Consider the following 24,074-nt stretch of genomic DNA (forward strand, 5'->3'; position numbering starts at 1 on the left):
TATGCCAACATCACAACAACCGATTTTTACAGAATTACTGCCCGGCGCAGCACACTGGTCAATGAAAATCCCTAAAGGTTTTGTCCTGACCGCCAGAGATTTGGAAGGCGGCGCTAATCTCAGCCTGCTGTTTTACAATCCGGACAATTTACTGGAACGCTATAACGCACCGGATACCCTGAAATGCCAGCATACCTTTAAGCTCACCGCAGGCCATTGCCTGTACTCTGATATGGGCCGGGTGTTCTGCACCATTCTCCGGGATGATACCGGCTGGATTGATACCGTGTGCGGCGTTGCGAATAAAGAGAAAGTGTCAGAAAAATGGGGAGATCGCAGCTATCAGGCAGACCGGAATCAATGGAGACAGAATGGCTATGATTCCCTGCTGGTTGAAGTTGCTAAATACGGACTGGGTAAACGCGATCTGGCTGCGAACCTCAACCTGTTCAGCAAAGTCAGCACGGATGCTGAAGGCAACCTGAGTTTTGCTGCCAGCCACAGTCACCCCGGCCACGAAATTGCCCTGCGCTTTGAAATGGACACGTTAGTCGTCCTGACCACCTGCCCGCATCCGTTAAATCCGGCGACGGAGTATCCGTTTAAACCCGTTGAGCTGACCCTGACCGAAGCGACAAAAATCACGCCGCCTCTCCCGCTACACGGACAGGCTGAAAACCAGCGCGGACTGGAAAACAACCGACGTTATCACTGCGCCCATACTCACTCCTTTCACTCTCACTCAGCGCCGGAGGTACAGGCATGATTACCGAAAGCAAACTTCACCCTGAAACCGCCATCCGCCGTGATGTCATCCCGGCCGGTGATTACTATATGCAGGTGATTCAAAAAGGGCAAACCTTCCGTATTCTTGATATGGAAGGGAATCAGGCTGCTGATACTCTGTTCTATAACGCCAGTCATCCGGCGGAGCGCTACAGCGCCATCGATACCATTCGTGAGCAGGGCAATGTTTACCTGACCACTGGTACAAAGATTCTGTCTGATCAGGGCAATGTGATGCTGGAAATTGTCGCCGATACCTGCGGCCGCCATGACACGTTAGGCGGCGCCTGTGCTACCGAAAGTAATACGGTCCGGTATGCGCTGGAGAAAAAGACCATGCACGCCTGCCGGGACAGCTGGTTGCTGGCCGTCACTGAGCATGAAGAGTTTGGCCTGACCAAGCGGGATATCACTCATAACATCAATTTCTTTATGAATGTACCGGTTACTGAAAGCGGTGGCCTGACGTTTGAAGATGGCATCAGCGCACCAGGAAAATACGTCGAAATGAAAGCTGAAATGGATGTGATTGTCCTGATCTCTAACTGCCCGCAGCTGAATAATCCCTGTAATGCATATAACCCGACACCAGTCGAAGTGCTGGTTTGGGATGAATAATCCCCAAAACAAGAAAAATAAGCCGGGGACGACCCCGACCAGGCTTAGCGTCATCAACCGGGACGACCCGGAATAAATGGAAAGATCTATGTTTAGTAAGGTATTGATTGCCAACCGTGGTGCGATAGCCTGCCGGGTCATCCGTACCCTGAAACAGATGAATATTGCCAGTGTTGCCATTTACAGTGAAGCAGATGCTGACAGCCTGCACGTCATTCAGGCCGATGAAGCCTTTTCTCTGGGTGAGGGTGCTGCGGCGGCAACTTATCTGGATCAGGAAAAAATCATTGCCATTGCCCGTAACTGCGGCGCACAGGCCATTCATCCCGGCTACGGTTTCTTAAGTGAAAATCCGGATTTCGTCACTTTATGCGAACAGGCAGGCATTGTTTTCCTTGGCCCGACACCTGCACAGATGAACACATTTGGCCTCAAGCACTCTGCCCGTGAAATAGCCGCACAAGCAGATGTTCCCCTGCTGCCCGGTACCGGACTGATAACGGACGATGAAACAGCATTAAAACAAGCAGAGAATATCGGCTATCCGGTGATGCTCAAAAGCACAGCCGGAGGTGGCGGCATTGGTATGCAACGTTGTGATGAGGCAGAAACACTCCACAGCGCACTGGATACCGTCAGACGCCTGAGCGCCAACAATTTCAGTCACAGTGGTATTTTCTTAGAGAAATTTATCGGGCAGGCCCGTCATATTGAGGTCCAGATATTTGGTAACGGTCAGGGCGAAGTCATCGCTCTGGGTGAGCGGGACTGTTCAGCACAGCGCCGGAACCAGAAAGTCATCGAAGAAACCCCGGCACCCCATTTAAGTGAAGACACCCGTCAGGCATTGAGAAACACAGCCATCCGGCTGGCTCAGGCAGTCAATTACCGCAATGCAGGGACAGTCGAATTTGTGCTCGATCAGCAAACACAAGCCTTCTATTTTCTTGAAGTGAATACCCGCTTACAGGTTGAGCACGGTGTAACCGAAGAAGTCTTTGGTGTTGATTTAGTTGAATGGATGATCAGACTTGGCGCCGGTGAACTGGATTTATCCGGCTGGAAAACCAGCCCCCAACCACAGGGTCATGCCATTCAGGTCCGTTTATATGCCGAAGATCCGAATAAGAACTTCCAACCCTGTGCCGGGTTACTCAGCCATGTTGACTGGCCCCGGATAGAAGGCTTACGGATTGAGCACTGGATTGAAGCAGGTACAGAAGTCTCACCATTCTTTGACCCGATGCTGGCGAAAATCATCGTGCATGCCGACAACCGGGAACAGGCGCTGCTCAAAATGGAACAGGCACTGGCCGGCCTTTCTGTCTACGGCGTTGAGCACAACCGCCAATATCTGCAACAGCTGCTTCAAACCCCACAGGTTCGGGACGGTCGGGTTCTGACACAAAGCCTCAACCAGTTCAGCTACCAGCCCAATACCATCGATGTAGTCAGCAGCGGCACGCAAACCACAATTCAGGATTATCCCGGCCGGAAAGGTTACTGGCACATTGGCGTACCACCATCCGGACCGATGGACCCGCTCAGCTTTCGGCTGGCCAATCAGATACTGAAGAACGAAAAGAACTGTGCCGGGCTGGAAATCATTGTCAGCGGCCCTGCCCTGACATTTAACATCGCGAAAAAAATAGTACTCACCGGTGCATCCATTCAGGCCAGTCTGGATGGTATCTCTGTCCCGATGGGTAAAGTTGTCGCTGTTGAAAAAGGCCAGACTCTCAGGCTGGGTAAAATCACCGGCCCCGGTGCCCGGACTTATCTGGCCGTGGAAGGCGGCCTGCAATGTCCGGATTATCTGGGCAGTCAATCCACCTTTACTCTCGGGCAGTTCGGCGGACATGCCGGACGACCGCTACGCGCAGGTGATGTGTTACACCTGAGTACAACGTCCACCCCGGCCAGAGAAGGCCAGACCATCACTCAGCCAGCGCTCGCTGATCACTGGGATATCCACGTGATGTACGGGCCGCATGGTGCGCCTGACTTTTTCACCGACAAAGATATGGAGATGTTCTTTGATGCGCAGTGGGAAGTCCATTTCAACTCCAGCCGGACCGGCGTGCGTCTGATCGGCCCGAAACCTGACTGGGCGAGACAGGACGGCGGTGAAGCCGGACTTCACCCTTCCAACATCCATGATAATGCTTATGCGGTTGGCACCATCGACTTTACCGGCGATATGCCGGTGATTCTCGGGCCCGATGGCCCGAGCCTCGGGGGATTTGTTTGCCCTGCCACCGTGATTAAAGCGGACTTGTGGAAAGTCGGACAACTCAAGGCTGGAGATAAAATCCGCTTTATTCCGGTCTCACTGGCAGATGCCGAAGCGGCTGAACAAATGCAAAATGCACAAATTCAGCAAGGTCAGGTGCAAGCTTACCACTGTGATATGCCAGCAATCGGCTCTCCCATTATTGATGTCATTCCGGCAGAAGAAACCATGGAACACGTGGTCTATCGACAGTGTGGTGAAGATTTTCTGCTGGTGGAATACGGGCCGCAGACACTGGATATCCGCCTGCGTTTCCGCGTGCATGCGCTGATGCTGAAACTGGAAGCGCTACAACTGCCCGGTATTGAAGAGCTGACGCCGGGAATCCGCTCCTTACAGGTGCATTACAACAATCTGATCCTGCCCCGTGATGAATTGATGCAGACCCTGCGGGCGCAGGAAGCCACACTGCATGATATCGACAAACTGACTGTTCCGGCCCGGATCGTCCATCTGCCACTGTCATGGGACGATGAAGCAACCCGGCTGGCAATCCGCAAGTATGAAGAAGTCGTCAGAAAGGATGCCCCCTGGTGCCCGGACAATATTGAATTTATCCGCCGGATTAACGGGCTGAATTCGGTTGAGGATGTGAAACGTATTGTGTTTGACGCCAGTTATCTGGTGATGGGACTGGGTGATGTGTATCTCGGTGCACCGGTCGCCACCCCGCTCGATCCGCGCCACCGGCTGGTCACAACCAAATATAACCCGGCCCGGACATGGACACCGGAAAATGCGGTTGGTATCGGCGGCGCATACCTGTGCGTTTATGGTATGGAAGGTCCCGGCGGCTATCAGTTTGTTGGCCGGACGCTGCAAATGTGGAACCGTTACCGGAGCACTGCCTGTTTTGAAAAGCCGTGGTTACTGCGCTTTTTTGACCAGATACGTTTCTATCCGGTGTCCGCAGAAGAACTACTTGAAATCCGCCGGCAACACCCGCGCGGACAATACCCGCTTAAAATTGAACAGACAACATTCTCTCTGTCTGACTATCAGGCACTGATCAAACAACATGCCGTTGAAATTGAGCAGAGCAAAATCCGTCAGCAAGCCGCCTTTGAAGCAGAACGCCAGCGCTGGATTGAAAGCGGACAAGCCAATTTTGTTGTCCCGGAAACAGAGCCTCATTCAACAGAGCACTTTGTCCCGGAAGACGGTTGTGAAGCCATTGAAAGTCATGTCACAGGTAATATCTGGCAGATCACCGTCAAACCGGGGCACTCTGTACAGGCCGGAGACGTTGTCGCAATACTGGAAGCCATGAAAATGGAACTTGAAGTAACCAGCCAGGTTTCCGGTGTGATTGAGACCCTCTGCCAACAAACTGGTGACTCAGTCCATGCCGGGCAAGCCATCATGACAATCCGTCCGGAGACAAAAACGCAGGGAGGCGAATAAAATGACTCAACCCATCACGATCACTCAGCTGTTAGATACCTATCGCGAAGGAACACTTTCTGTAAGTGAATACTTACAGAAAAAGCTGACACAGGCACAGGCAGATACCCGTCATGTCTGGCTCAGTTGCATCACATCAACACAACTGGACCAGTATCTGGATGCTTTGTCTGCACACAATATCGATGATCTGCCACTCTATGGCGTACCTTTTGCCATCAAGGACAATATCGATCTCGCAGGTTTACCCACAACAGCAGGTTGCGATGCTTATCGCTACCATCCCGAATCCTCCGCTTTTGTGGTTGAATTATTGATTGCAGCCGGGGCTGTACCGATCGGTAAAACCAGTCTGGATCAGTTTGCCACGGGACTGGTGGGCACCCGCAGCCCGTGGGGAGCGACAAATAACAGTTTCGATCCGGAATATATCTCCGGTGGCTCCAGTGCAGGAAGTGCAGTCGCTGTCGCAACAGGACAGGTCATGTTCGCCTTAGGGACGGATACAGCAGGCTCGGGCCGGGTTCCGGCGGCATTCAATAATCTCTTTGGCCTGAAGCCAACCAAAGGTGTTTTGAGCTGTCAGGGCGTGGTGCCGGCCTGCCGGACACTGGATTGTGTGACCTTTTTTACAGCCAATGGCGATGATCTGGCACTGTTACATCAACTCACAGCTGTCAGTGATCCGCAGGATAGTTTCTCCCGGCCATTCGCATCGCCCCGACAGCCGGTTCCTATGACATGGCAGAACCTGAAAGTCGGCGTTCCTCATCCATCACAACTGAACTTTTTTGGTCATGATGCTTATCAGGCACTCTACCAGCAAGTACTGACTCAACTGGAAAACATGGGTGCAGAACTCATACCGTTTGACCTCAGCCCATATCTGCAAGCAGCCCGGCTACTGTATGACGGACCCTGGGTTGCGGAACGTTATGCAGCAATTGAAGAGTTTTACACACAAGATCCTTCCCGCTGCCTGCCGGTGATTCAAACGATTATTGGTCAGGCAGAAAACATCACGGCAGCACAAACCTTCAAAGCCATGTATCAGTTGCAGGATTATCAGGTGATCTGCGATCGACAACTGGCAGAAGTTGACGTCGTTATCACACCGACCGCCGGCACGATTTATACGATTGAAGAAGTCAATCAAGACCCGGTCGCGCTCAACAGCAATCTTGGTTATTACACCAACTTTATGAATTTGCTCGACTACAGCGCCATTGCCATTCCGGGCGGATTCACACCGGAAGGGCTGCCATTTGGTTTTACTCTGTTTAGCCAGGCTTTTGCGGATAAATCTCTGATCGCTCTTGCCGGTGCATGGCAAAAAACCGCTCATCTGCCAGTCGGAGCAACGGGAATTTATCCGGATTCAACCCGTCGCCTTGATTTGCTGGTTTGCGGTGCACATATGCAGGGTTTGCCGCTCAACCATCAGCTCACTGAGCTGGGAGCGACACTGAAGCAGGTGACTCAGACATCTTCCCGGTATCAGCTTTACGCACTGGCAGGCGGACCACCAGCACGACCGGGGCTGGTCCGCAACGAAGCGGAAGGCGTTTCGCTGGATGTGGAAGTCTGGTCAATACCCATGGACGCCGTTGGTGCTTTCCTCAGCCAAATTCCTCACCCGCTCGGACTGGGCAGCGTTGAGCTGCTATCCGGTGAGTGGGTGAAGGGGTTTATCTGTGAACCAGCCGGACTGGAGGGCGCGGAGAATATCAGCCACTTTGGCGGCTGGCGGGGGTATCTGACAAGTCTGAAATAATCCGGCTTCATACAAACCGGGCACGTTCCGCCAACCCCCAAAAATGATTCCGTACGTGCAAAAAGCCAGCTATTAACACTGGGCAGCTGGCTTTTTTGTCCATACAGAAGAATCAATGAGCCTCACAGCGGTACAAACTTACAGTGTTGCAAACTCAATCGCCCGAACGCGGGAAAGATTCACTTTTTTCCTGGCCCGCCATAAGTCATAGTTATCCTGCATTGCCAGCCAGCTTTCAGCACTACGTCCCAGTGCTTTGGAAAGCCGCAGTGCCATCTCAGGAGAAATTGCACTCTGTCCTTTCAGAATCCTGCTGAGTGTGGAAGATGAAACGTCCAACTGCTTTGCCACATAACGACAGCTATAACCAAATGGCTCCATGTAGATACTGAGTATAAATTCTCCGGGGTGAGGCGGATTATGCATTTTCATCAATGATAGTCCTCATAGTTAATAATATATGCATGACCATTGATAAACTCAAAAGTAATCCGCCAGTTACCATTGACCATAACCGACCATATACCCTCCCGGTTTCCATGAAGAGAATGAAGATTAAATCCCGGTAAATCAATGTCATCAATCATGACAGCGGTATCTATTGCTGCCAGCACCATTCTCAGTTTGCGCTGATGCATCGTCTGAATACCCGCAGTACTTCCGGTCTCAAAAAACCTTCTGAGTCCTTTATGCTTAAATGTCTTGATCATCGTTGATTATATAGTGTGATGCGTATAGCGCAACACCCGGTATGTTATCTGAATAGTTCAGAGAAATTAACTGATTTTTAAACTCAGATGTTGTGTTTACACAGCAACTACATGATTACCTGACAAAAAATCATACTCTCTATACATGATTTTCATCAAAATCAAATCCAGCGATCCTGTTTTTTAACTTCTTCCCTGAAAAGTGAAGAAAAAGCTTTTCCTCTGGCTTTTAAAAGCGCTTTCCGGCCTTCGGCTGAGCGGGTATAGATCAATCCGGACGGACAGACATGTTTATTCCAGTTGCGGCAAAAGATCTCTGCGGTTTCCTTTTTGGTGGCAAACTTCAGCGGTACGGCATGGTAATCATCCCGCTCCAGTCCCATAAACTGTCCGGAGCGGACAATCAGATACCTCGGACTTTCCACCGGTGCAAGAATCTCCGCCAGACAATCAGCAAATAAGGAAGCGTCATAAAATGTACCTCCCGTCAGACAGAGATAAAACTGCCCGTCCGGCATCTCAGCCGTCCTGACTTTAAGTTGCATCACCGGTGTATTAATCCATCCTGCCTGACATAATGAGTCTTTCAGTGCATTGCCGATCTGGATTAAAGCACCATCAACCGGCAGGTAGCGACATAGCACCCGGATCGTTTTCACGGTTTTGGGCAGCTTGTATAACAGTGCACCACCAACCGCCAGTGAGATAAAAAGCAATATGGATTTCCAGACAGCGGGAAAAGAGAACACATAGCTCAGCGCAACTAACACGGCACCAGCAAGCTGAGATGAGAGATAAGCAAGAGAATGCCGCAGAATGTAGCCTCTGATTTCAGGCTTCCGGGCTGTCTTCACAGAAGGCGTCACCCGGTTTCCGGTACTATCAATCGTTAATGCACGATGCCAGCGGGTTGCAATTTGGTCCAGTTGCTGAAAACGCTGCGCCATCTGGCGGTTGTTCTCCGCTACAGATGGCTTTTTACCGGCAAGAAGCGGTGCAATCAAGTAATTCGCATCCATCCGGTTGAAGCCGCTTTCTATAGAAACCTGTTTTTCAGAAAGTCCGACAAAGGTATCAAAACGCCGGCTCAGGCTGAATAAATCACTGAACCCGCTGTCTGAGCGGGTATTCAGCGCCACCAAATGCCAGATTGAACTGACTTTGCGTGGATGCTGCGGGTCGATTCTGATTGCCCGGCCACGCATTTGATTTGTCAGCATAAAAGACCCAACCGAACTGGCAAGAATCAAAGAATTCAATGCAGGTGCATCCCAGCCCTCCCCCAAAAGTGAGCGGGTACCGACTAACACGTTGATATCTCCCGCCATCAATAACGCAGTCATTGCACTTGTCAGCTGATTTAATGGTGCCGTGACTTTGATATACAGTGAATTGAGATAAAGTGAATTTTGATCAGCGGAATCCGGGAACAATGGTTCAGTGTTCAGTTGATCCGGGGAAAGCAATGCCTGTAATGAAGGGAACAGTTCAACCGGAAGTATCGTTAACCTGCCGGTCAGTAAAGCCAGCTTCTCAGGAACCGGAGAAGACAATGCCAGTGTTTCAAATACAGGCCATGCCCCCAAATTAACCTCTCCGGTATCCATGCCGGAAATCAGGGCTTCATCCCGGATATAATCGGTTAAAATCGCCTGTCGCAGCCCGCTTCCACGGTGCTGATATTCCAGATGATGAATGTCACTGCAGGCCCGCACTTTGGAAGCACTTAAAGACAATGACCGCTCCATCCGGGCAGAACGTTCCAGTGAAAGCTCTCTTTTGTGCAATAACTCTGACGCCTGTAACTGCTTTCTCAACTGCTCAATAAACGGTTGGTGTTCACCCTGACGTCCAAAGCCATCAGAAAACAGGACACTTTCGATCAACACCTGCCACCAGTGGCGGCCGGGTTCCGGAATATCTCCAACCGTTAAATCTAAAATCTGCATCAGATGCCCGCCACCCGGACAACGCTTTGCTTTCAGAAAGCAGAGCATTGCAATGGCGACTTCCGGTGCTTTGATAACCTCAGATTCAATATCAGTTTGAGATTCAATACTGGTTTGACTTAACCAGGCGTGAGAACGAATGACTTGCTCAAATGCTTCACTTTGAAACAGCGTCTGGCAGGTCGTCATCACCCGTTGATCATACATCTCAATCTGTTTTTGTTCCGTCACGGTTGCATCACAAGCCCTGATAAAGTCCTGATGCGGACAAAGTGTCCCGGATTTCACCAGCTCCGGGACGGAAATTTCCTCGTCAACCGGCCCGCATAACTGCTCGTATCTGGCCCACGCCTGCTCTCCGGAATCATAAGGAGGAGTGGCCGTTAAAGCGACCAGCGTGATGTCTGGAAAGTGAGCACAAATTTTTTCCAGAGCCCGCCACCACTCCGCACGCAAATGATGCGCCTCATCAAGAATTAACACCTCGATCCGGTGTTGTTCCAGGGTCTGTATAAAACGATGTATATCTTCCTTTGCCGGGCCTTTGCCTGTTTCCGGCCCATCAGGTTCTTCATCGCCTAATGCTTCTGCAAACCTTGCATGTAATGCCTGATAAGTGATGGAAGTCAGCACTGCGGGATCATGCACAGAACGGCTGACCCAGGGAAGCTGGCGGGGATGATCGGTTTCACAGAAATCTTTGAGCCGGTCAATCCACTGATCCCGGATAATCCGGGTCGGAGATAAAATCAGCGCGGGTTTTTGCAACATCCGGAAAACTTCCAGCCCCAGCATGGTCTTACCTGCCCCGGGAGCCGCAACAAGATGAAGCCGCCGATCAGTTAAATGCTGCTGCAAGGCATAAAGCACCCGCTGCTGATAAGGACGCCATGAGTGACGAAATTTCATTGAATTAAATGGCATGAGTCATTACTTCCGTTCAGACAACATCAGTCTCTGAAATCACGTAAATCAGTCACCTGTGCGGGAAAACAAAATCAGGACAAACAGAAACTTACTGAGCATAGTTTGTTCATCATATCATTGCACTATTGCGAACAAAAATGATTTACAGACTTCATCCGGATTACAGATATACCCAAACAACCTGAAGATGCAGGGTTCAGGTTGTTTGGGTATATACACATCAGTTATTGTATTAATTTATGGAATATGCAATTAAAAACACCTTTCTATTGATCTGGATCGCTCTGTTTTCACAAACCTTTTGTAATAAAATAGCCACTCATTTTTCTGACCCAATGGTTCCAGTTTTCATGTCAATCAGACGTCTTTTCACGGTGTGGGCCACTTTCATTTTCACACTGCCTCTCACCGGCTTTGCTCATTCATCTGCCAGCCTCAACATCGCCTGGCCGGTCAATGTCGGGGAACTGAATCCCCATCTGTACACACCCAACCAAATGTTTGCCCAGAGTATGGTTTATGAACCGTTGGTGCAGTATCAGGCTGATGGTCAGGTGAAGCCGTGGCTGGCAACACACTGGGATATTTCCAAAGATGGCAGGGTGTACACTTTCACACTTCGTCACGGTGTCCGGTTTTCTGATGGCGAACCGTTCAACGCTCAGGCAGTCGTTGCCAACTTTCAGGCCGTGCTGGACAACAAAGCCCGGCACAGCTGGCTTGAACTGGTCAATGAAATTGAGAGCATTCAGGCGACAGCTCCTGATAAAGTGGTACTGACACTCAAACATGCCTACTATCCATTGTTGCAGGAACTGGCCCTGCCCCGGCCATTCCGGTTTATTGCCCCCTCTCAGTTTGTTGACGGTACAACCAAAAACGGAATCAAAAAACCGGTGGGAACCGGGCCATGGGTTCTGAAAGAAACCCGCTACGGTCAGTATGACAGGTTTGAACGTAATCCAGGTTACTGGGGAGAAAAACCAGCTTATCAACAGATTACGGTGAAAGTAATCGCCGATCCAACCAGCCGGGCCATGGCATTGCAAACCGGAGAAGTCGACCTGCTTTACGGTGTCAACGGCATCGTTTCTCCGGATATGTTTGACCAGCTCAGCCATTCAAAGCGCTGGGTCACTCAAGTCTCCGATCCTGTTGAAACATCGATGCTGGCACTGAACAGCAGCCGCTTTCCTACCAGCGATCTGAGTGTCCGTCAGGCCATCAACCATGCCGTGAATAAAGAAATGCTGGTTCAAACCGTGCTGTATAATACCCAGCAACCAGCCAAAACATTATTTGCCCCGAATATTCCCTATGCAGATATTCAGATTCAACCCTATCAATTTGATTTAAACCTGGCCAGACAACTGCTGGAAAAAGACGGATGGCATCTGCCTGAGCAGGGGACAATCCGGATGAAAAACGGGCAGAAGCTTAGCATCGATCTGGTGTTTACCGGAACAAATGCGGTACAGAAGTCTATTGCCGAAGTGATTCAGGGTGATTTGCAACAGGCCGGCATTCAGGTCAGCCTGATTGCGGAAGAAGAAAGCAGTGTTTTTGCCCGCCAGCGCAATGGACGGTTCGGGATGATTTTTAATGCAACCTGGGGCGCCCCTTACGACCCGCATGCCTTTATCGGTTCGATGCGGGTTCCGGCCCATGCAGATTATCAGGCACAAAAAGGTCTGCCCGACAAAAAAATTATTGATGCCAAAATTAAACAGGTGCTTCTGACAAGCGATGCAACCAAACGGCGGGAACTCTACCGTAACATTATGACCCGTTTACACGATGACGCCGTTTATTTGCCGCTGATCTGGATCAGCAGCTGGGCCATTGCATCGCCTTCTGTGGGGAACCTGCACTTTGCACCGATGACATCAGATATTCCATTAAATCAGTTCAAACCGGTCAGGAACTAACATGCCGGGTTTTATATTAAAACGACTGGGAATGCTCATTCCGATGCTTTTCGCAGCCTCGGTTGTCATCTTTCTGTTGCTCCGCCTCGGGCCCAGCGATCCGGCGATTGACTATCTGCGGCTGTCAAACCTTCCGCCAACACCAGAGCTGGTCACGGAAGTCCGTCATCAGCTCGGATTGGATCAATCCCTGGTGACTCAGTACAGCAACTGGATAAAAGATGCAATTCATCTGGATTTCGGCCGCTCATATGCAACGGGCCGCCCGGTTTTGGATGAACTATCAGGCTACCTTCCGGCCACACTGCAACTGGCAGGAGCCGCCATGATTCTGATCGTAATTCCTTCCATATTTCTGGGAATGCTTGCCGCCCGGCATCATAACCGCCTGCCGGATCACCTGATTCGGCTGTTCGCATTACTGGGCGTTTCCATGCCGAATTTCTGGCTGGCCTTTTTATTTGTGATGCTGTTTGCGGTAAAGCTGGGCTGGTTACCTTCCATGGGTTACGGAGACTGGCGTCATCTGATTCTGCCAGCGGTCAGCATTGCATTTATGTCTCTCTCGATTAATGCCAGAATGCTGCGGGCCAGCATTCTGGAAGTTTCCGGACAACGACATGTTTACTGGGCCAGGCTGCGCGGACTGAAAGAGTCGGTCATCCAGCGGGATCATATCCTGCGTAATGCACTGCTCCCGGTGATTACGCTGCTCGGAATGCATTTCGGTGAGCTACTCGGCGGCACACTGGTGATTGAGTCCATTTTCAGTTGGCCGGGTGTTGGCCGGTATGCGGTCTCTGCGGTATTTAACCGGGACTACCCGGTAATTCAGTGTGTGACATTGATGATGGTTTTTGTCTTCGTTGTATTTAACTTACTGACAGATATTGGTTATGCCTGGCTTGATCCCCGGATTCGCCTGACATCTGCGGAGGATAACAGATGAAACGGACACACCCGGTTTTGTTGTACGGCGCGCCCGGCATCGCCCTGCTCCTGATATGCTGTGCTTTGTTCTCTCCCTGGCTGCATCCGTACGATCCTGGTACCATTGATTTAATGCACCGCTTCTTACCGCCATCGCCACAGCACTGGTTTGGCACTGATCATCTGGGCCGGGATATCTTATCCCGCCTGATATGCGGGGCTTCCACATCTTTAGGTTCTGTGCTGGCTGCGGTCGGGCTGATTCTTTTGCTTGGATTGTTCATCGGCGGCAGTGCCGGATTAATCGGCGGACGCTTTGACCAGCTGTTAATGCGTCTTACTGATATTTTCATGACTTTTCCAACCCTGATTCTGTCGCTGTTTATGATTGGTGTACTGGGAACCGGGCTGACTAATGTCATCATCGCTATCGCTTTATCCCACTGGCCCTGGTATGCACGGATTGTCCGAAGTATCGTGCTGGGAATCCGTCACCGGGAATATATGCTGTCAGCCCGGCTGTCCGGTGCCAGTCGCACCGCGGTTTTTTACCGGCATTTGCTACGGCCGATCTGTGCACAGCTTTGCGTGCTGGCAACGCTGGATATCGGCCACATGATGCTACACGTGGCCGGCATGTCATTCCTGGGGCTGGGTGTGCAGGCACCGACACCAGAATGGGGCGTGATGATTAATGATGCCCGTCAGTATATGCAAACACAGCCTCAGTTGATTTTCTGGCCGGGTTTGTCTTTATTATTGAGCGTCCTGAGCTTTAACCTGCTGGGTGACCGGTTCCGCGATTACCTCGATCCACATATCCAGAGGGAGCATTCTCATTGAAGCCGCAAATTTTAACTTTTGAGCATTTGTCTGTCCGGCATCAGGATCAGTTACTGGTAAATGAACTGTCTCTGACACTCCGTCAGGGACGCACGCTGGCACTGATTGGCAGCAGTGGCAGCGGAAAATCACTAACGCTGGCCGCAGCACTGGAATTACTGCCTGCCGGCGTACAAAGAACAAACGGAGACATAAAACTAAATCAGCAAACTGTTTGTGGTTACCAGCTGCGCGGCACAACAGTGGCGTCCATTTTACAAAATCCGCGCAGCGGATTTAATCCGGTCCGGACCATTGGTCAGCATGCCAGAGAAACTATGCTGGCAGCAGGTCACGTCATGAATAAAAATCAGATGAAGCTGAGAATCGAAACGGCATTTACCGAAGTCGGGCTGGAGAATACTGCGCAGCTGTTACGTTTATATCCGTTTGAAATGAGTGGCGGCATGCTGCAACGCGTCATGATTGCTTTTGCCCTGCTCAGTGGCGCCCCGTTTTTGTTCGCCGATGAACCCACAACAGATTTAGACATGCTGACACAAGCCAGAGTACTGAAGATTCTGGAGCGTCAGGTTCAGGAGCATCAGCTCGGATTATTACTGGTGACACATGACATGGGCGTCGTCGCCCGTCTGGCAGATGATGTGGCCGTGATTCAACAGGGAAAAATAATCGAAACAGGACGGGTCGAAAAAATATTCTGGCATCCGGAGCATGAGGCAACAAAGGAACTGATTGAAGCTCACTTAGCACTGTATCCGGAAATTTCTGCGGAGGCCGCATGTTAATCGAAGCTTGTCACCTTCATCATACTTATCAGCGCCAGCCTCTGTTTCAGCGAACAATTACCCGGCATGTACTGAATGATATCAACCTGCAAATCCGGCCGGGAGAAACACTGGCACTGGTTGGCGGCAGTGGTAGCGGGAAAAGCACTCTGGCAAGGTTGTTATGCGGCCTTGAGCAGCCTTCTCAAGGGAAGGTGTTGTACCAGCAGCAGGATATAGCCCATTTTACGCCAGCAGACAAAAAAGCATTCCAGCGGGATGTTCAAATGGTTTTTCAGGACTCTTTTGGTGCAGCGGACCCTTACTTTACGATCGCAGAAATCATTCAGGAGCCACTGAACTACCTGACTTCAATGGATGAGCAGGAGAAAAAACGGCGTATCCGGGAATTACTTAAACTTGTCGGGCTGTCCCCTGCTGATGAGATAAAAAAGCCGCATCAAATGAGCGGCGGACAACTACAGCGTGTTTGTCTGGCCCGGGCACTCGCTCCTTCCCCGTCGCTGATCATTCTCGATGAATCACTTTCCGGCCTGGACCGGCTGCTCCAGTCACAACTACTAAAATATTTACAACAGATTCAGCAGCAAACCGGTGTTGCCTACCTGTTTATTACCCATGACCTGCGTTTGGTTCATCTGTTTTGTCAGCACGTGGCTGTGATGCATCAGGGCAAAATTGTTGAGCAGCAGGAAGTATCCGGACGACTGAAGTTTCATCATCCTGCAGCCAAAGCATTACAGGATGCGATTTTACCCCCATTTCCGGTGCGTTCTGCTGATCACACCGACAGTCACCTCCGGGAGTGATCTCTCAGGTCCGGATTTCGTCGCTTACGGATAAATCCTTTCCATTGCGCCTGCCAGCGGGGGAAGCGTGTTGCCAGCAATGCTCCCCCGATCACACCATAAATAAATGCATCCTGATAACTGGCCCGGACCTGCCATAGCAGGTGAATCCAACCCAAGACTAATGCCGGATACACCAGACGATGCAATTGCTGCCACCGTTTCCCCAGCCGTTTCATCCAGCCTTTCGTTGACGTGATGCCCAGTATAATCAAAATCACAATGACTGGCGCACCCGCCAGAATATAGGGACGATGGACAATTTCACTGCCCAGCATCAGTAAATTTCCCCCAAGGATAAACTGATAATAAGCCAGCAGGTGAAGCAATGCATAAAACAGAGAGAACAACCCCAGCATTCTGCGATGCACCATCAGCCAGCGCCATTTCAAATACCGGACCAGCGGGGAAACGGCTAAAGTAATCAACAGAAAGCGTAATGCCCAATGGCCGGTTTCCCAGACAATTGTTTTGGCCGGATCAGCACCCAGCGTCTGATTGATGGCCCCTGAAACCAGTAAAACAGCCGGGAGACACCCCGTGAGGAAAATAACCCAGCGCCGAATCGTAACTGACATATTGATATGCTGTGCTCCATGTTAGTTTTTACTTACCGGTAGAGACCTGTTGACCCAAACAACCTGAAGATGCAGGTTTTGGGGGATAGCACTGAATTTAATAATGACGGGACAAATCCATCCCTTCATACAATGAAGCCACTTCATCGTAGCCATTGAACAGCTGAGTCGGGATGATATTTGGCCGGAACAACCCCGAAGGTAACCTTCGTTCTTCTTTCTGAGTCCAGCGGGGATGGTCAACAGCCGGATTCACATTGGCATAAAAGCCATATTCCTGTGGCGCAATCTGGCTCCAGGTCGTTGGTGGCTGTGTTTCCGTCAACTCAATTTTGACGACAGACTTAATACTTTTAAACCCATATTTCCACGGCACAACCAACCTGAAAGGTGCACCATTCTGATTCGGTAATGTTTTACCATACAACCCGACAGCAAGCAGGGTCAGCGGATGCATCGCTTCATCGATTCTCAACCCTTCAACATAAGGCCATTTGATAGTACTGAAGCGACTTTTCTGCGCCGGCATCTGCTCCGGCCTGACGATGGTCGTAAAGGCAACATACTTTGCCCGGCTGGTTGGCTGAAAGCGTTTAAGTAATGAGGCCAGCGGAAAGCCAATCCAGGGAATGACCATCGACCAGGCTTCCACACAACGCAACCGGTAAATCCGCTCTTCAAGCTGAATGCCTTTCAGCAAATCTTCCAGATGATAATGACCGGGTTTGGCCACCTCACCGGCAATCTCTACCTGCCACGGAAACGGCTCAAATTTATCCGACAATCTGGCCGGTTCCCGTTTACTGAAGCCAAATTCATAAAAATTATTGTACTCGGTCACCGTTGAATAAGGCGTGAGTTTATCCTTGATAAGCTGTTCATTGTTTTGTGAGTTCTGTATCTGTTGCTTCAGCCATGGCGGTGTTTGCGGGTGAAATGAACCATCCTGATTTTCTGGTGCAGCGGCAACGAACCCGGAAGGCAGCATCGCACCGGCACCCAGCATAAAAGCACCTTTCATAAACTGACGCCGGGCCCGGTAAATATCTTCTGGTGTCACATCAGACTCGGTCAGTTGTGGATTCTTCTTAATCAACATAAGTGCTCCCCGTAATGGATTAATCCATGAAAAATCTGACTTTGGTCTTAATTAGACGAACCTGTCCGGGAAAAATTACACACTGTATAAAAAAAACACTTCATATGAGCTAATATCAATAAAAAACAGACTCATAAATACATATAATCAATACATCTCCCGACCACTTTTCTTCAGGATGAAGGCAATTTAAGGAGTACAACGTCATGCCTGGTTCTCAATACCTCAATCATATCTCGATAAAAACACGCTTTATTTTTTCAATGTGCGGCCTGCTGCTGATTTCTCTGGGTATCATTATTTTTGTCAATCAGTATCTCAATAAATCACTGGCTCAGGAAAGAGTACTGAATGTTGAATTACCAGCCCAGGTGGAAAAAGCTGGTAATAAAATATTAGCCGATCTGAAAGTACCAATAACGGAAGGCATTGCTTTTGCCAATGCCACTTATGTGACTGACTATCTCACCGATAATGCTGCACATGTTTCTGAGCAGGAAATCATCAGATATATGAATGATTTACGCCAAAGAACGGAGAGTGCCAGTATTTTTCTGTCATCCATGAAAAATGGACAGGTTGTTTATGTTTCTGATGGCGGCATCAACCGGAAAACATTAAGCCGGGAAAACCCGGATGATCAATGGTTCTATCAGTTTATCGACTCCGGAAAACCTTATGCCATTAACCTGGATACTTCAGAATTTAATGGCAAAACATTCCTTTATATCAATGTTCGCTCAGAAAAAAAGGGACAGCTGGTCGGCATCAGTGGTTTATCACTCGATATAACAAACCTCAGTAAAACCATTGGCCAGTATCATTTCGGCAAAAAAGGTTATATTTTTATTACCGATCCACAGGGAAAAATATCCATTCATGGGAATGTCAGCCTGATTGGAAAATCATTAAACCAAATCGATAACAGTGCAGACTTTACTCAGGCACTGACTCAGGCAATGAATGGTAAAACTGCACAGGTTCATTTCAAAGTCCACGGTGATGCGTGGCTTTCTGCTGCCTATCGTATTCCTGAAATAAACCGGATTATTTTTGCCAGTATGCCGGCTTCTGAAGTTTTTGCTGCTTATGATGCCAACCGGAGAAATACCATGCTGATCAGCGCATTGATTATTCTCATTTCTCTGGGACTAACCGTATGGTTTTCCGGTTCTATCGTGGACCCAATTCGTCAGGTCAGCTTGCAAATCACTAAAATTGCACAGAATAAAAACCTGTCTGAAAGAATCAACGTGAATGACCATGCAGAAATAGGACAGCTGGCACAATGCTTTAACCAGTTTATTAATGCACTGGGCGACTCTTTCTCTGTGGTCCGGACCAGTGCATTACAAGTCGAACATTCGGCTTATAACAATGCTGAGGCATCAAAAAACATCAGTCAGCAAATTATTGCTCAACAGCAGTCAATGCAAACTCTCAATCAGGAATTTAAAGCCATCACGGAAGAAGCGGATGCGATCGATCAGTCCGCAGAAAAAGCAGCTGATTTTTCAAAGCATATCGTTGAAAGTATGAATCATGTACAGCATTCGATTACCCATTCAACCCAGGAAATGGCACAACTCAGCCATGAAATCGCTCAATCGTCGGAAATCATTGATGAAGTCGCGAAGGATGTGGAAAGCATTAACTCCATCGTTGATGTGATTTCATCTATCTCCGATCAAACCAATCTGCTTGCTCTGAACGCAGCCATTGAAGCCGCCAGAGCTGGTGATGCCGGCCGCGGCTTCGCCGTCGTCGCCGATGAAGTCAGGGCTTTATCACAACGAACCAATGAATCAACCAGTGAAATACGGGAAAAAATTGATCGGCTGCAAACCCAAAGCCATCAGGCAACCCAGTCCATGCAGGCCTGTCTGAACATTACTTCAACCTGTGTCACCGGAATAACGGGTTCCAGTAAAGAACTGAATAACTCAGTTGAAGAAGTGCATTCAATTTCTCAGCAGCTTGAAATGATTGCCAGATTAACAGATAAACAGAACAGCGCCATTCAGGAAATTGATGCCGTCATCACACAGATCTCTGATCTGTGTGATGCGCACCAGCTCAGTGCCCAGGAGACTTCAGATTCAAGTCAGGAGTTTGTCGGAGCGGCGCAGTCTGTCAGCCAACAGGTGGAACAATTCAAGTTTTAAGGAAACAATTTAAATTCTGAGGGCTGGCACCATAAAACCATCTCATCAATGACAAGATCAAAAAGAGCGCCCTGCTGGCGCTCTTTCACTACTTTATGGTTATTTAAAACCTGCGTTTGCTTAAAACTCAGTGCTCAAAAACAATTCAATCATTATTTGTTTTCGATGAGAGTTTTACCGTTAATTGCAATTTTACGTGGTTGCATGGCTTCAGGAATTTCACGTTCCAGATCCACATGAAGCAATCCGTTTTCCATTGTCGCACCGGTGACTTTTACATAATCGGCCAACTGGAATTTACGCTCGAAGTTCCGTTCAGCAATCCCCTGATAGACATAGGTTTTTTCGTCTTCAGGCTGACGTTCACCCCGGACAAGTAAAGTATTTTCCTGTTGGGTGATTTCCAAATCAGCGTCAGCAAATCCGGCAACCGCCATAGTGATCCGATACTGATTCTCAGATTTCTGTTCAATATTGTATGGTGGATAGCCAGCAGAAGCATTTTTTGCATTTGCTGTTTCCATCATATTGAACAAACGGTCAAAACCAATGGCATTACGGTATAAAGGAGTGAAATCGATGGTTCTCATAGTCCTATCCTCTTTAATTAAGCAATAGGTCCGGCTTTCTGTGTTCAGCCAGACATTGAACAACCTATTCATTCGACATAGGTGTCAATTATTCATATTTGATGTTGTTACCCGCAATCTTCTCTTCTGAGCAAGCTGCCGGAGTAACAGTTTCTGAGGCCCTTACGGCATCCTCTTCACTATCATATATTGCGTCATTTTTTTCCGGATCAAGGGATCAATGAAAAAAATTTAAAAATTTTCCGTATAAACAATGTCGGAAAAACAAACAGCTGCCCGAAAGGCAGCTGTTGATCAATCATTGAATCAAGGATCTGTGACCCTGAAAAACTATACGTCCAGGTTTGCCACCTTCAGCGCATTGTCTTCAATAAACGCCCGGCGTGGTTCAACCTGATCACCCATCAACGTCGTGAACAGCTCATCAGCATTTAAAGCATCATCGATCGTCACCTGCATCATACGGCGGGTTTCAGGATCCATCGTGGTTTCCCAAAGCTGATCCGGGTTCATTTCACCCAATCCTTTGTAGCGTTGAATTGCCAGACCACGGCGGGATTCTTTCACCAGCCATTGCAGTGCATCAGCAAAGCTGCCAACCGGCTGCTTACGCTCGCCACGCTGAATATAAGCACCTTCTTCAATCAGCTCATTTAATGCTTCTGATAAGGAGGCAAGAGAACCATATTCTTTCGAATTCAGCAGATCGATACTCAAAGGATACTCATGGCTGACACCGTGTGTCCGGACACAAATCTTCGGACAATACACACCAATCGCTTCATGGAACTCGATCTCGTAACTGTACTGACTTGCTCCAACCTCTTTTGCATTCAGCTGTTCAACCAGATTCTTCGACCAGCTTTCAACATGTTCTGCATTCCGGCAATCTGCTTCCGTTAAGCGAGGCACATAAATAAACTCATGAATCAGTGCACGCGGATAACGGCGGCTCATCCGGTCAACCAACTTAATCGCTGAATTATATTGCTGAACCAAAGCTTCCAGAGGTGCACCAGCCAATGCCGGCGCATCAGGATTCACATGGAGTGATGCATTATCCATCGCCAGTGAAATCTGATACTGGCTCATCGCATCTTCGTCTTTAATATACTGCTCCTGCTTGCCTTTCTTCACTTTATACAGCGGTGGCTGAGCAATATAAATATAACCGCGCTCAATCAGCTCCGGCATTTGACGATAGAAGAATGTCAGCAGCAGCGTACGGATGTGAGAACCATCGACGTCCGCATCGGTCATGATAATGATATTGTGATAGCGCAGCTTTTCAGGATCATATTCATCCCGGCCAATACCACAACCCAGTGCAGTAATCAGTGTCGCGACTTCCTGAGAAGACAGCATTTTATCGAAGCGCGCTTTCTCGACATTCAGAATTTTCCCTTTCAGCGGCAGAATTGCCTGATTCTTCCGGTTACGGCCCTGTTTTGCAGAACCACCAGCGGAATCACCCTCCACAATATAGAGTTCAGACAACGCCGGGTCTTTTTCCTGACAATCAGCCAGTTTTCCGGGTAAGCCAGCTAAATCCAGCGCCCCTTTACGTCGGGTCATTTCACGGGCTTTACGCGCTGCTTCACGGGCACGGGCCGCATCAATAATCTTGGAACAAACGGTTTTCGCTTCATTCGGGTGTTCGGCCAGAAATTCAGACAACTTCTCACCCATCGCCGATTCCACAGCAGATTTCACTTCTGAAGAAACCAGTTTATCTTTGGTCTGGCTGGAGAATTTTGGATCAGGCACTTTGACAGAAACAACAGCCGTCAAACCTTCCCGGGCATCATCTCCGGAGGTCGCAGTTTTTGCTTTCTTCGAGTAACCTTCTTTGTCCATATAAGAGTTCAGCGTTCTGGTTAAAGCAGCCCGGAAACCCGCCAGGTGGGTTCCGCCATCCCGCTGAGGAATATTATTGGTAAAGCAGAAAATACTTTCCTGGAAACCATCGTTCCATTGCATCGCAACTTCAACCGAAATGCCGTCTTCCCGTTCATGATTAAAGTGGAAAACTTTCGGATGAATTGGGGTTTTATTGCGGTTCAGGTGGGTCACAAAAGCCTGAATACCACCTTCATACATGTAGTGATCCTGCTTACCATCCCGCTCATCAACCAAATTTATAGAAACACCGGAATTGAGGAATGAAAGTTCACGCAGACGCTTGGCCAGAATTTCATAGTGGAATTCAATATTGGTAAACGTCTCTTCACTTGGCCAGAAGCGGATTTGTGTTCCGGTTGTCTCAGTCTCACCAATCACTTTCAGTGGCTCCTGAGGCACACCATGATGATAAGTCTGGCTATGAACAGAGCCATGACGGTGAATCGTCAGTAACACTTTTTCAGACAGCGCATTCACCACAGAAACTCCGACGCCGTGCAGACCGCCGGACACCTTATAGGAGTTATCATCAAATTTACCGCCGGCATGAAGAACCGTCATAATCACTTCAGCAGCAGAAACATTCTCTTCGGTGTGCATTTCTGTTGGAATACCACGGCCATCATCCGTGACAGAAACAGAATTATCCTCATGGATTGTGACGACGATATCCTGACAGTAACCTGCTAACGCTTCATCAATCGAGTTATCCACCACCTCAAAAACCATGTGGTGTAAACCTGTTCCGTCATCCGTATCACCGATGTACATCCCCGGACGCTTTCTTACGGCATCCAGACCCTTCAGTACTTTAATACTTGATGAATCGTAATTATCTGACATGAGTTACTCTCTTTATGTTTATCTTTGCTCTATCCGGCCCTGTTCCATATGGAACATTTTACTGTCTGACATCACCATGTCATCCACCTGGCTTTGCGTAATAGAACTTACAAAAACCTGAGCTCCGGTCGCTTTAAAGCAATCCGCCAGTAATTTGCGGCGCTCGCTGTCCAGCTCAGAAGCAAAATCATCAATGAGATAGATACACTGTTTCCCGGTCAGAGACGTGAGATGCTGCCCCTGAGCTACCCGGAGCGCACAAACCATGAGTTTCAGTTGCCCTCTGGATAAAATATCTTCCACCGGTGTGCCATTGACCCGAATCCGTAAATCGGCTTTATTCGGGCCACTAAACGTATATCCTAACATTTTATCGCGCTCAAAGTTTCTTTCGAGCAGCTCCCGATAAGATGTTTCTTTATCCCAGCCACGGTAGTATTGCAGCCGGATATCAAATTCAGGTAAAAAGTCCTGACACAGACTTTCCGTACCTGTTTTTATCTGTTCAACATAACCGGCCCGCCACGTATCGATCTGTTCCGCAAGACTCGAGAGTTCAGCATCCCAGTATTGCATTTCCCGATAAGAGGTTGCCGTTTTTAATAAAGCATTGCGTTGTTTGTTTAAGCGGCGAAAACGCCCCCAGGCCTCAAAAAAAGCAGGGACGGAATAAAAAACACCCCAGTCAATAAAAGCCCGGCGCTGCTTCGGACCATCTGTCAATAACTCAAAGCCTTCAGGATGAATGAGCTGTAGCGGTAAGACCTGAGTCAGCTGAGATAACTTCTGGCCGGACATTCCGCCTATTTTAACCTCAACTACACCATCACGCTGCTTATTAATTCCGATAGGTGTCTCAATTTGTTCTGAATTGAGCAACCGGCCATGAACAAACAGCTCCTGACATGCATTCTGAATTACCCGACCGGTTAAAGAACTCCGGAACGAGCGCCCGTACCCGAGCATATACAAAGCTTCCAGAAGACTTGTTTTGCCGCTGCCATTAGGGCCGATAAGAAAGTTAAAGCCTGATGACAATTCAATATCACAGGCTTTAATATTCCGGAACTGCTGAATCATGAGTCGGGTCAGTGGCATA

The 24,074-nt window shown here is 49.0% G+C and carries 18 protein-coding genes; 10 read left to right on the forward strand and 8 right to left on the reverse strand.

The features are described from left to right. Position 1: 1 nt before the first annotated feature. The 4 genes from OC443_RS18595 to atzF all read left to right on the forward strand — a co-directional run bounded on the left by OC443_RS18595 (position 2) and on the right by atzF (position 6,875). The gene (locus OC443_RS18595) at positions 2-766 is read left to right on the forward strand and encodes an urea amidolyase associated protein UAAP1 (protein WP_073582088.1); all 765 of its coding nucleotides are present in this window, start codon (positions 2-4) and stop codon (positions 764-766) included. Continuing rightward, entirely contained in the window at positions 763-1,404 is a 642-nt protein-coding gene (locus OC443_RS18600) for an urea amidolyase associated protein UAAP2 (protein WP_073582086.1), read from the forward strand. The genes OC443_RS18595 and OC443_RS18600 overlap by 4 nt, the downstream gene beginning before the upstream one ends. An 88-nt stretch (positions 1,405-1,492) precedes the next feature. Further along, positions 1,493-5,101 carry an urea carboxylase gene (gene uca / locus OC443_RS18605; RefSeq protein WP_073582084.1) on the forward strand — a complete coding sequence of 1,203 codons (3,609 nt, stop codon included), beginning with the start codon at positions 1,493-1,495 and terminating at the stop codon, positions 5,099-5,101. Between the two features lies 1 nt (position 5,102). After that, the gene (gene atzF, locus OC443_RS18610) at positions 5,103-6,875 is read left to right on the forward strand and encodes an allophanate hydrolase (RefSeq protein WP_073582082.1); all 1,773 of its coding nucleotides are present in this window, start codon (positions 5,103-5,105) and stop codon (positions 6,873-6,875) included. A 138-nt stretch (positions 6,876-7,013) separates the two neighbouring features. Here the strand turns inward: atzF and OC443_RS18615 are convergent, their stop codons facing one another. The 3 genes from OC443_RS18615 to OC443_RS18625 form a co-directional block, all read right to left on the reverse strand. Next, positions 7,014-7,307: a HigA family addiction module antitoxin gene (locus tag OC443_RS18615; protein WP_073582080.1), complete on the reverse strand. Its 294-nt coding sequence runs from the start codon at positions 7,305-7,307 to the stop codon at positions 7,014-7,016. Then, the gene (locus tag OC443_RS18620; protein WP_073582078.1) at positions 7,307-7,585 is read right to left on the reverse strand and encodes a type II toxin-antitoxin system RelE/ParE family toxin; all 279 of its coding nucleotides are present in this window, start codon (positions 7,583-7,585) and stop codon (positions 7,307-7,309) included. Before OC443_RS18620 ends, OC443_RS18615 begins: the two co-directional genes overlap by 1 nt. A gap of 161 nt (positions 7,586-7,746) precedes the next feature. Beyond that, the gene (locus tag OC443_RS18625) at positions 7,747-10,458 is read right to left on the reverse strand and encodes a DEAD/DEAH box helicase family protein (RefSeq protein ID WP_073582076.1); all 2,712 of its coding nucleotides are present in this window, start codon (positions 10,456-10,458) and stop codon (positions 7,747-7,749) included. A 353-nt stretch (positions 10,459-10,811) separates the two neighbouring features. Here OC443_RS18625 and nikA point away from each other — a divergent pair, with 353 nt between their 5' ends. Genes nikA through nikE form a run of 5 tightly spaced genes read left to right on the forward strand, consistent with a single transcriptional unit; the run spans position 10,812 to position 15,759 of the window. Further along, the gene (gene nikA, locus OC443_RS18630) at positions 10,812-12,389 is read left to right on the forward strand and encodes a nickel ABC transporter substrate-binding protein (RefSeq protein WP_083601583.1); all 1,578 of its coding nucleotides are present in this window, start codon (positions 10,812-10,814) and stop codon (positions 12,387-12,389) included. Position 12,390: 1 nt separating this feature from the next. Then, entirely contained in the window at positions 12,391-13,338 is a 948-nt protein-coding gene (gene nikB / locus OC443_RS18635) for a nickel ABC transporter permease subunit NikB (protein WP_073582074.1), read from the forward strand. After that, positions 13,335-14,162 carry a nickel ABC transporter permease subunit NikC gene (gene nikC / locus OC443_RS18640; RefSeq protein WP_073582072.1) on the forward strand — a complete coding sequence of 276 codons (828 nt, stop codon included), beginning with the start codon at positions 13,335-13,337 and terminating at the stop codon, positions 14,160-14,162. Before nikB ends, nikC begins: the two co-directional genes overlap by 4 nt. Continuing rightward, entirely contained in the window at positions 14,159-14,950 is a 792-nt protein-coding gene (locus tag OC443_RS18645) for an ATP-binding cassette domain-containing protein (protein WP_073582070.1), read from the forward strand. Before nikC ends, OC443_RS18645 begins: the two co-directional genes overlap by 4 nt. Then, positions 14,944-15,759 carry a nickel import ATP-binding protein NikE gene (nikE, locus tag OC443_RS18650; protein WP_073582068.1) on the forward strand — a complete coding sequence of 272 codons (816 nt, stop codon included), beginning with the start codon at positions 14,944-14,946 and terminating at the stop codon, positions 15,757-15,759. Before OC443_RS18645 ends, nikE begins: the two co-directional genes overlap by 7 nt. Here the strand turns inward: nikE and OC443_RS18655 are convergent. Continuing rightward, a complete protein-coding gene (locus tag OC443_RS18655; RefSeq protein ID WP_073582066.1) occupies positions 15,744-16,376 on the reverse strand; it encodes a protein-methionine-sulfoxide reductase heme-binding subunit MsrQ in 633 nt (210 codons plus the stop codon). The two genes, nikE and OC443_RS18655, sit on opposite strands and share 16 nt — an antisense overlap. A 97-nt stretch (positions 16,377-16,473) precedes the next feature. Then, on the reverse strand, positions 16,474-17,475 hold the full coding sequence (msrP, locus tag OC443_RS18660; RefSeq protein WP_073582064.1) for a protein-methionine-sulfoxide reductase catalytic subunit MsrP: 1,002 nt from the start codon (positions 17,473-17,475) through the stop codon (positions 16,474-16,476). A gap of 206 nt (positions 17,476-17,681) precedes the next feature. Between msrP and OC443_RS18665 the strand changes: the two genes are divergently transcribed. Continuing rightward, positions 17,682-19,640 (forward strand): methyl-accepting chemotaxis protein, encoded by a 1,959-nt coding sequence (locus OC443_RS18665; RefSeq protein ID WP_073582062.1) that lies wholly within the window; start codon positions 17,682-17,684, stop codon positions 19,638-19,640. 152 nt (positions 19,641-19,792) lie between these two features. Here OC443_RS18665 and OC443_RS18670 read toward each other — a convergent pair whose 3' ends face one another. The 3 genes from OC443_RS18670 to recF all read right to left on the reverse strand — a co-directional run bounded on the left by OC443_RS18670 (position 19,793) and on the right by recF (position 24,073). Then, positions 19,793-20,230, reverse strand: a complete 438-nt coding sequence (locus OC443_RS18670; protein WP_073582060.1) for an Hsp20 family protein — start codon at positions 20,228-20,230, stop codon at positions 19,793-19,795. 330 nt (positions 20,231-20,560) lie between these two features. Next, positions 20,561-22,975 (reverse strand): DNA topoisomerase (ATP-hydrolyzing) subunit B, encoded by a 2,415-nt coding sequence (gene gyrB / locus OC443_RS18675; RefSeq protein WP_073582058.1) that lies wholly within the window; start codon positions 22,973-22,975, stop codon positions 20,561-20,563. Between the two features lie 18 nt (positions 22,976-22,993). Next, positions 22,994-24,073: a DNA replication/repair protein RecF gene (gene recF, locus OC443_RS18680; RefSeq protein ID WP_073582056.1), complete on the reverse strand. Its 1,080-nt coding sequence runs from the start codon at positions 24,071-24,073 to the stop codon at positions 22,994-22,996. Position 24,074: the final 1 nt, after the last annotated feature.

Source organism: Vibrio quintilis, from assembly GCF_024529975.1.
Lineage (GTDB): Bacteria > Pseudomonadota > Gammaproteobacteria > Enterobacterales > Vibrionaceae > Vibrio > Vibrio quintilis.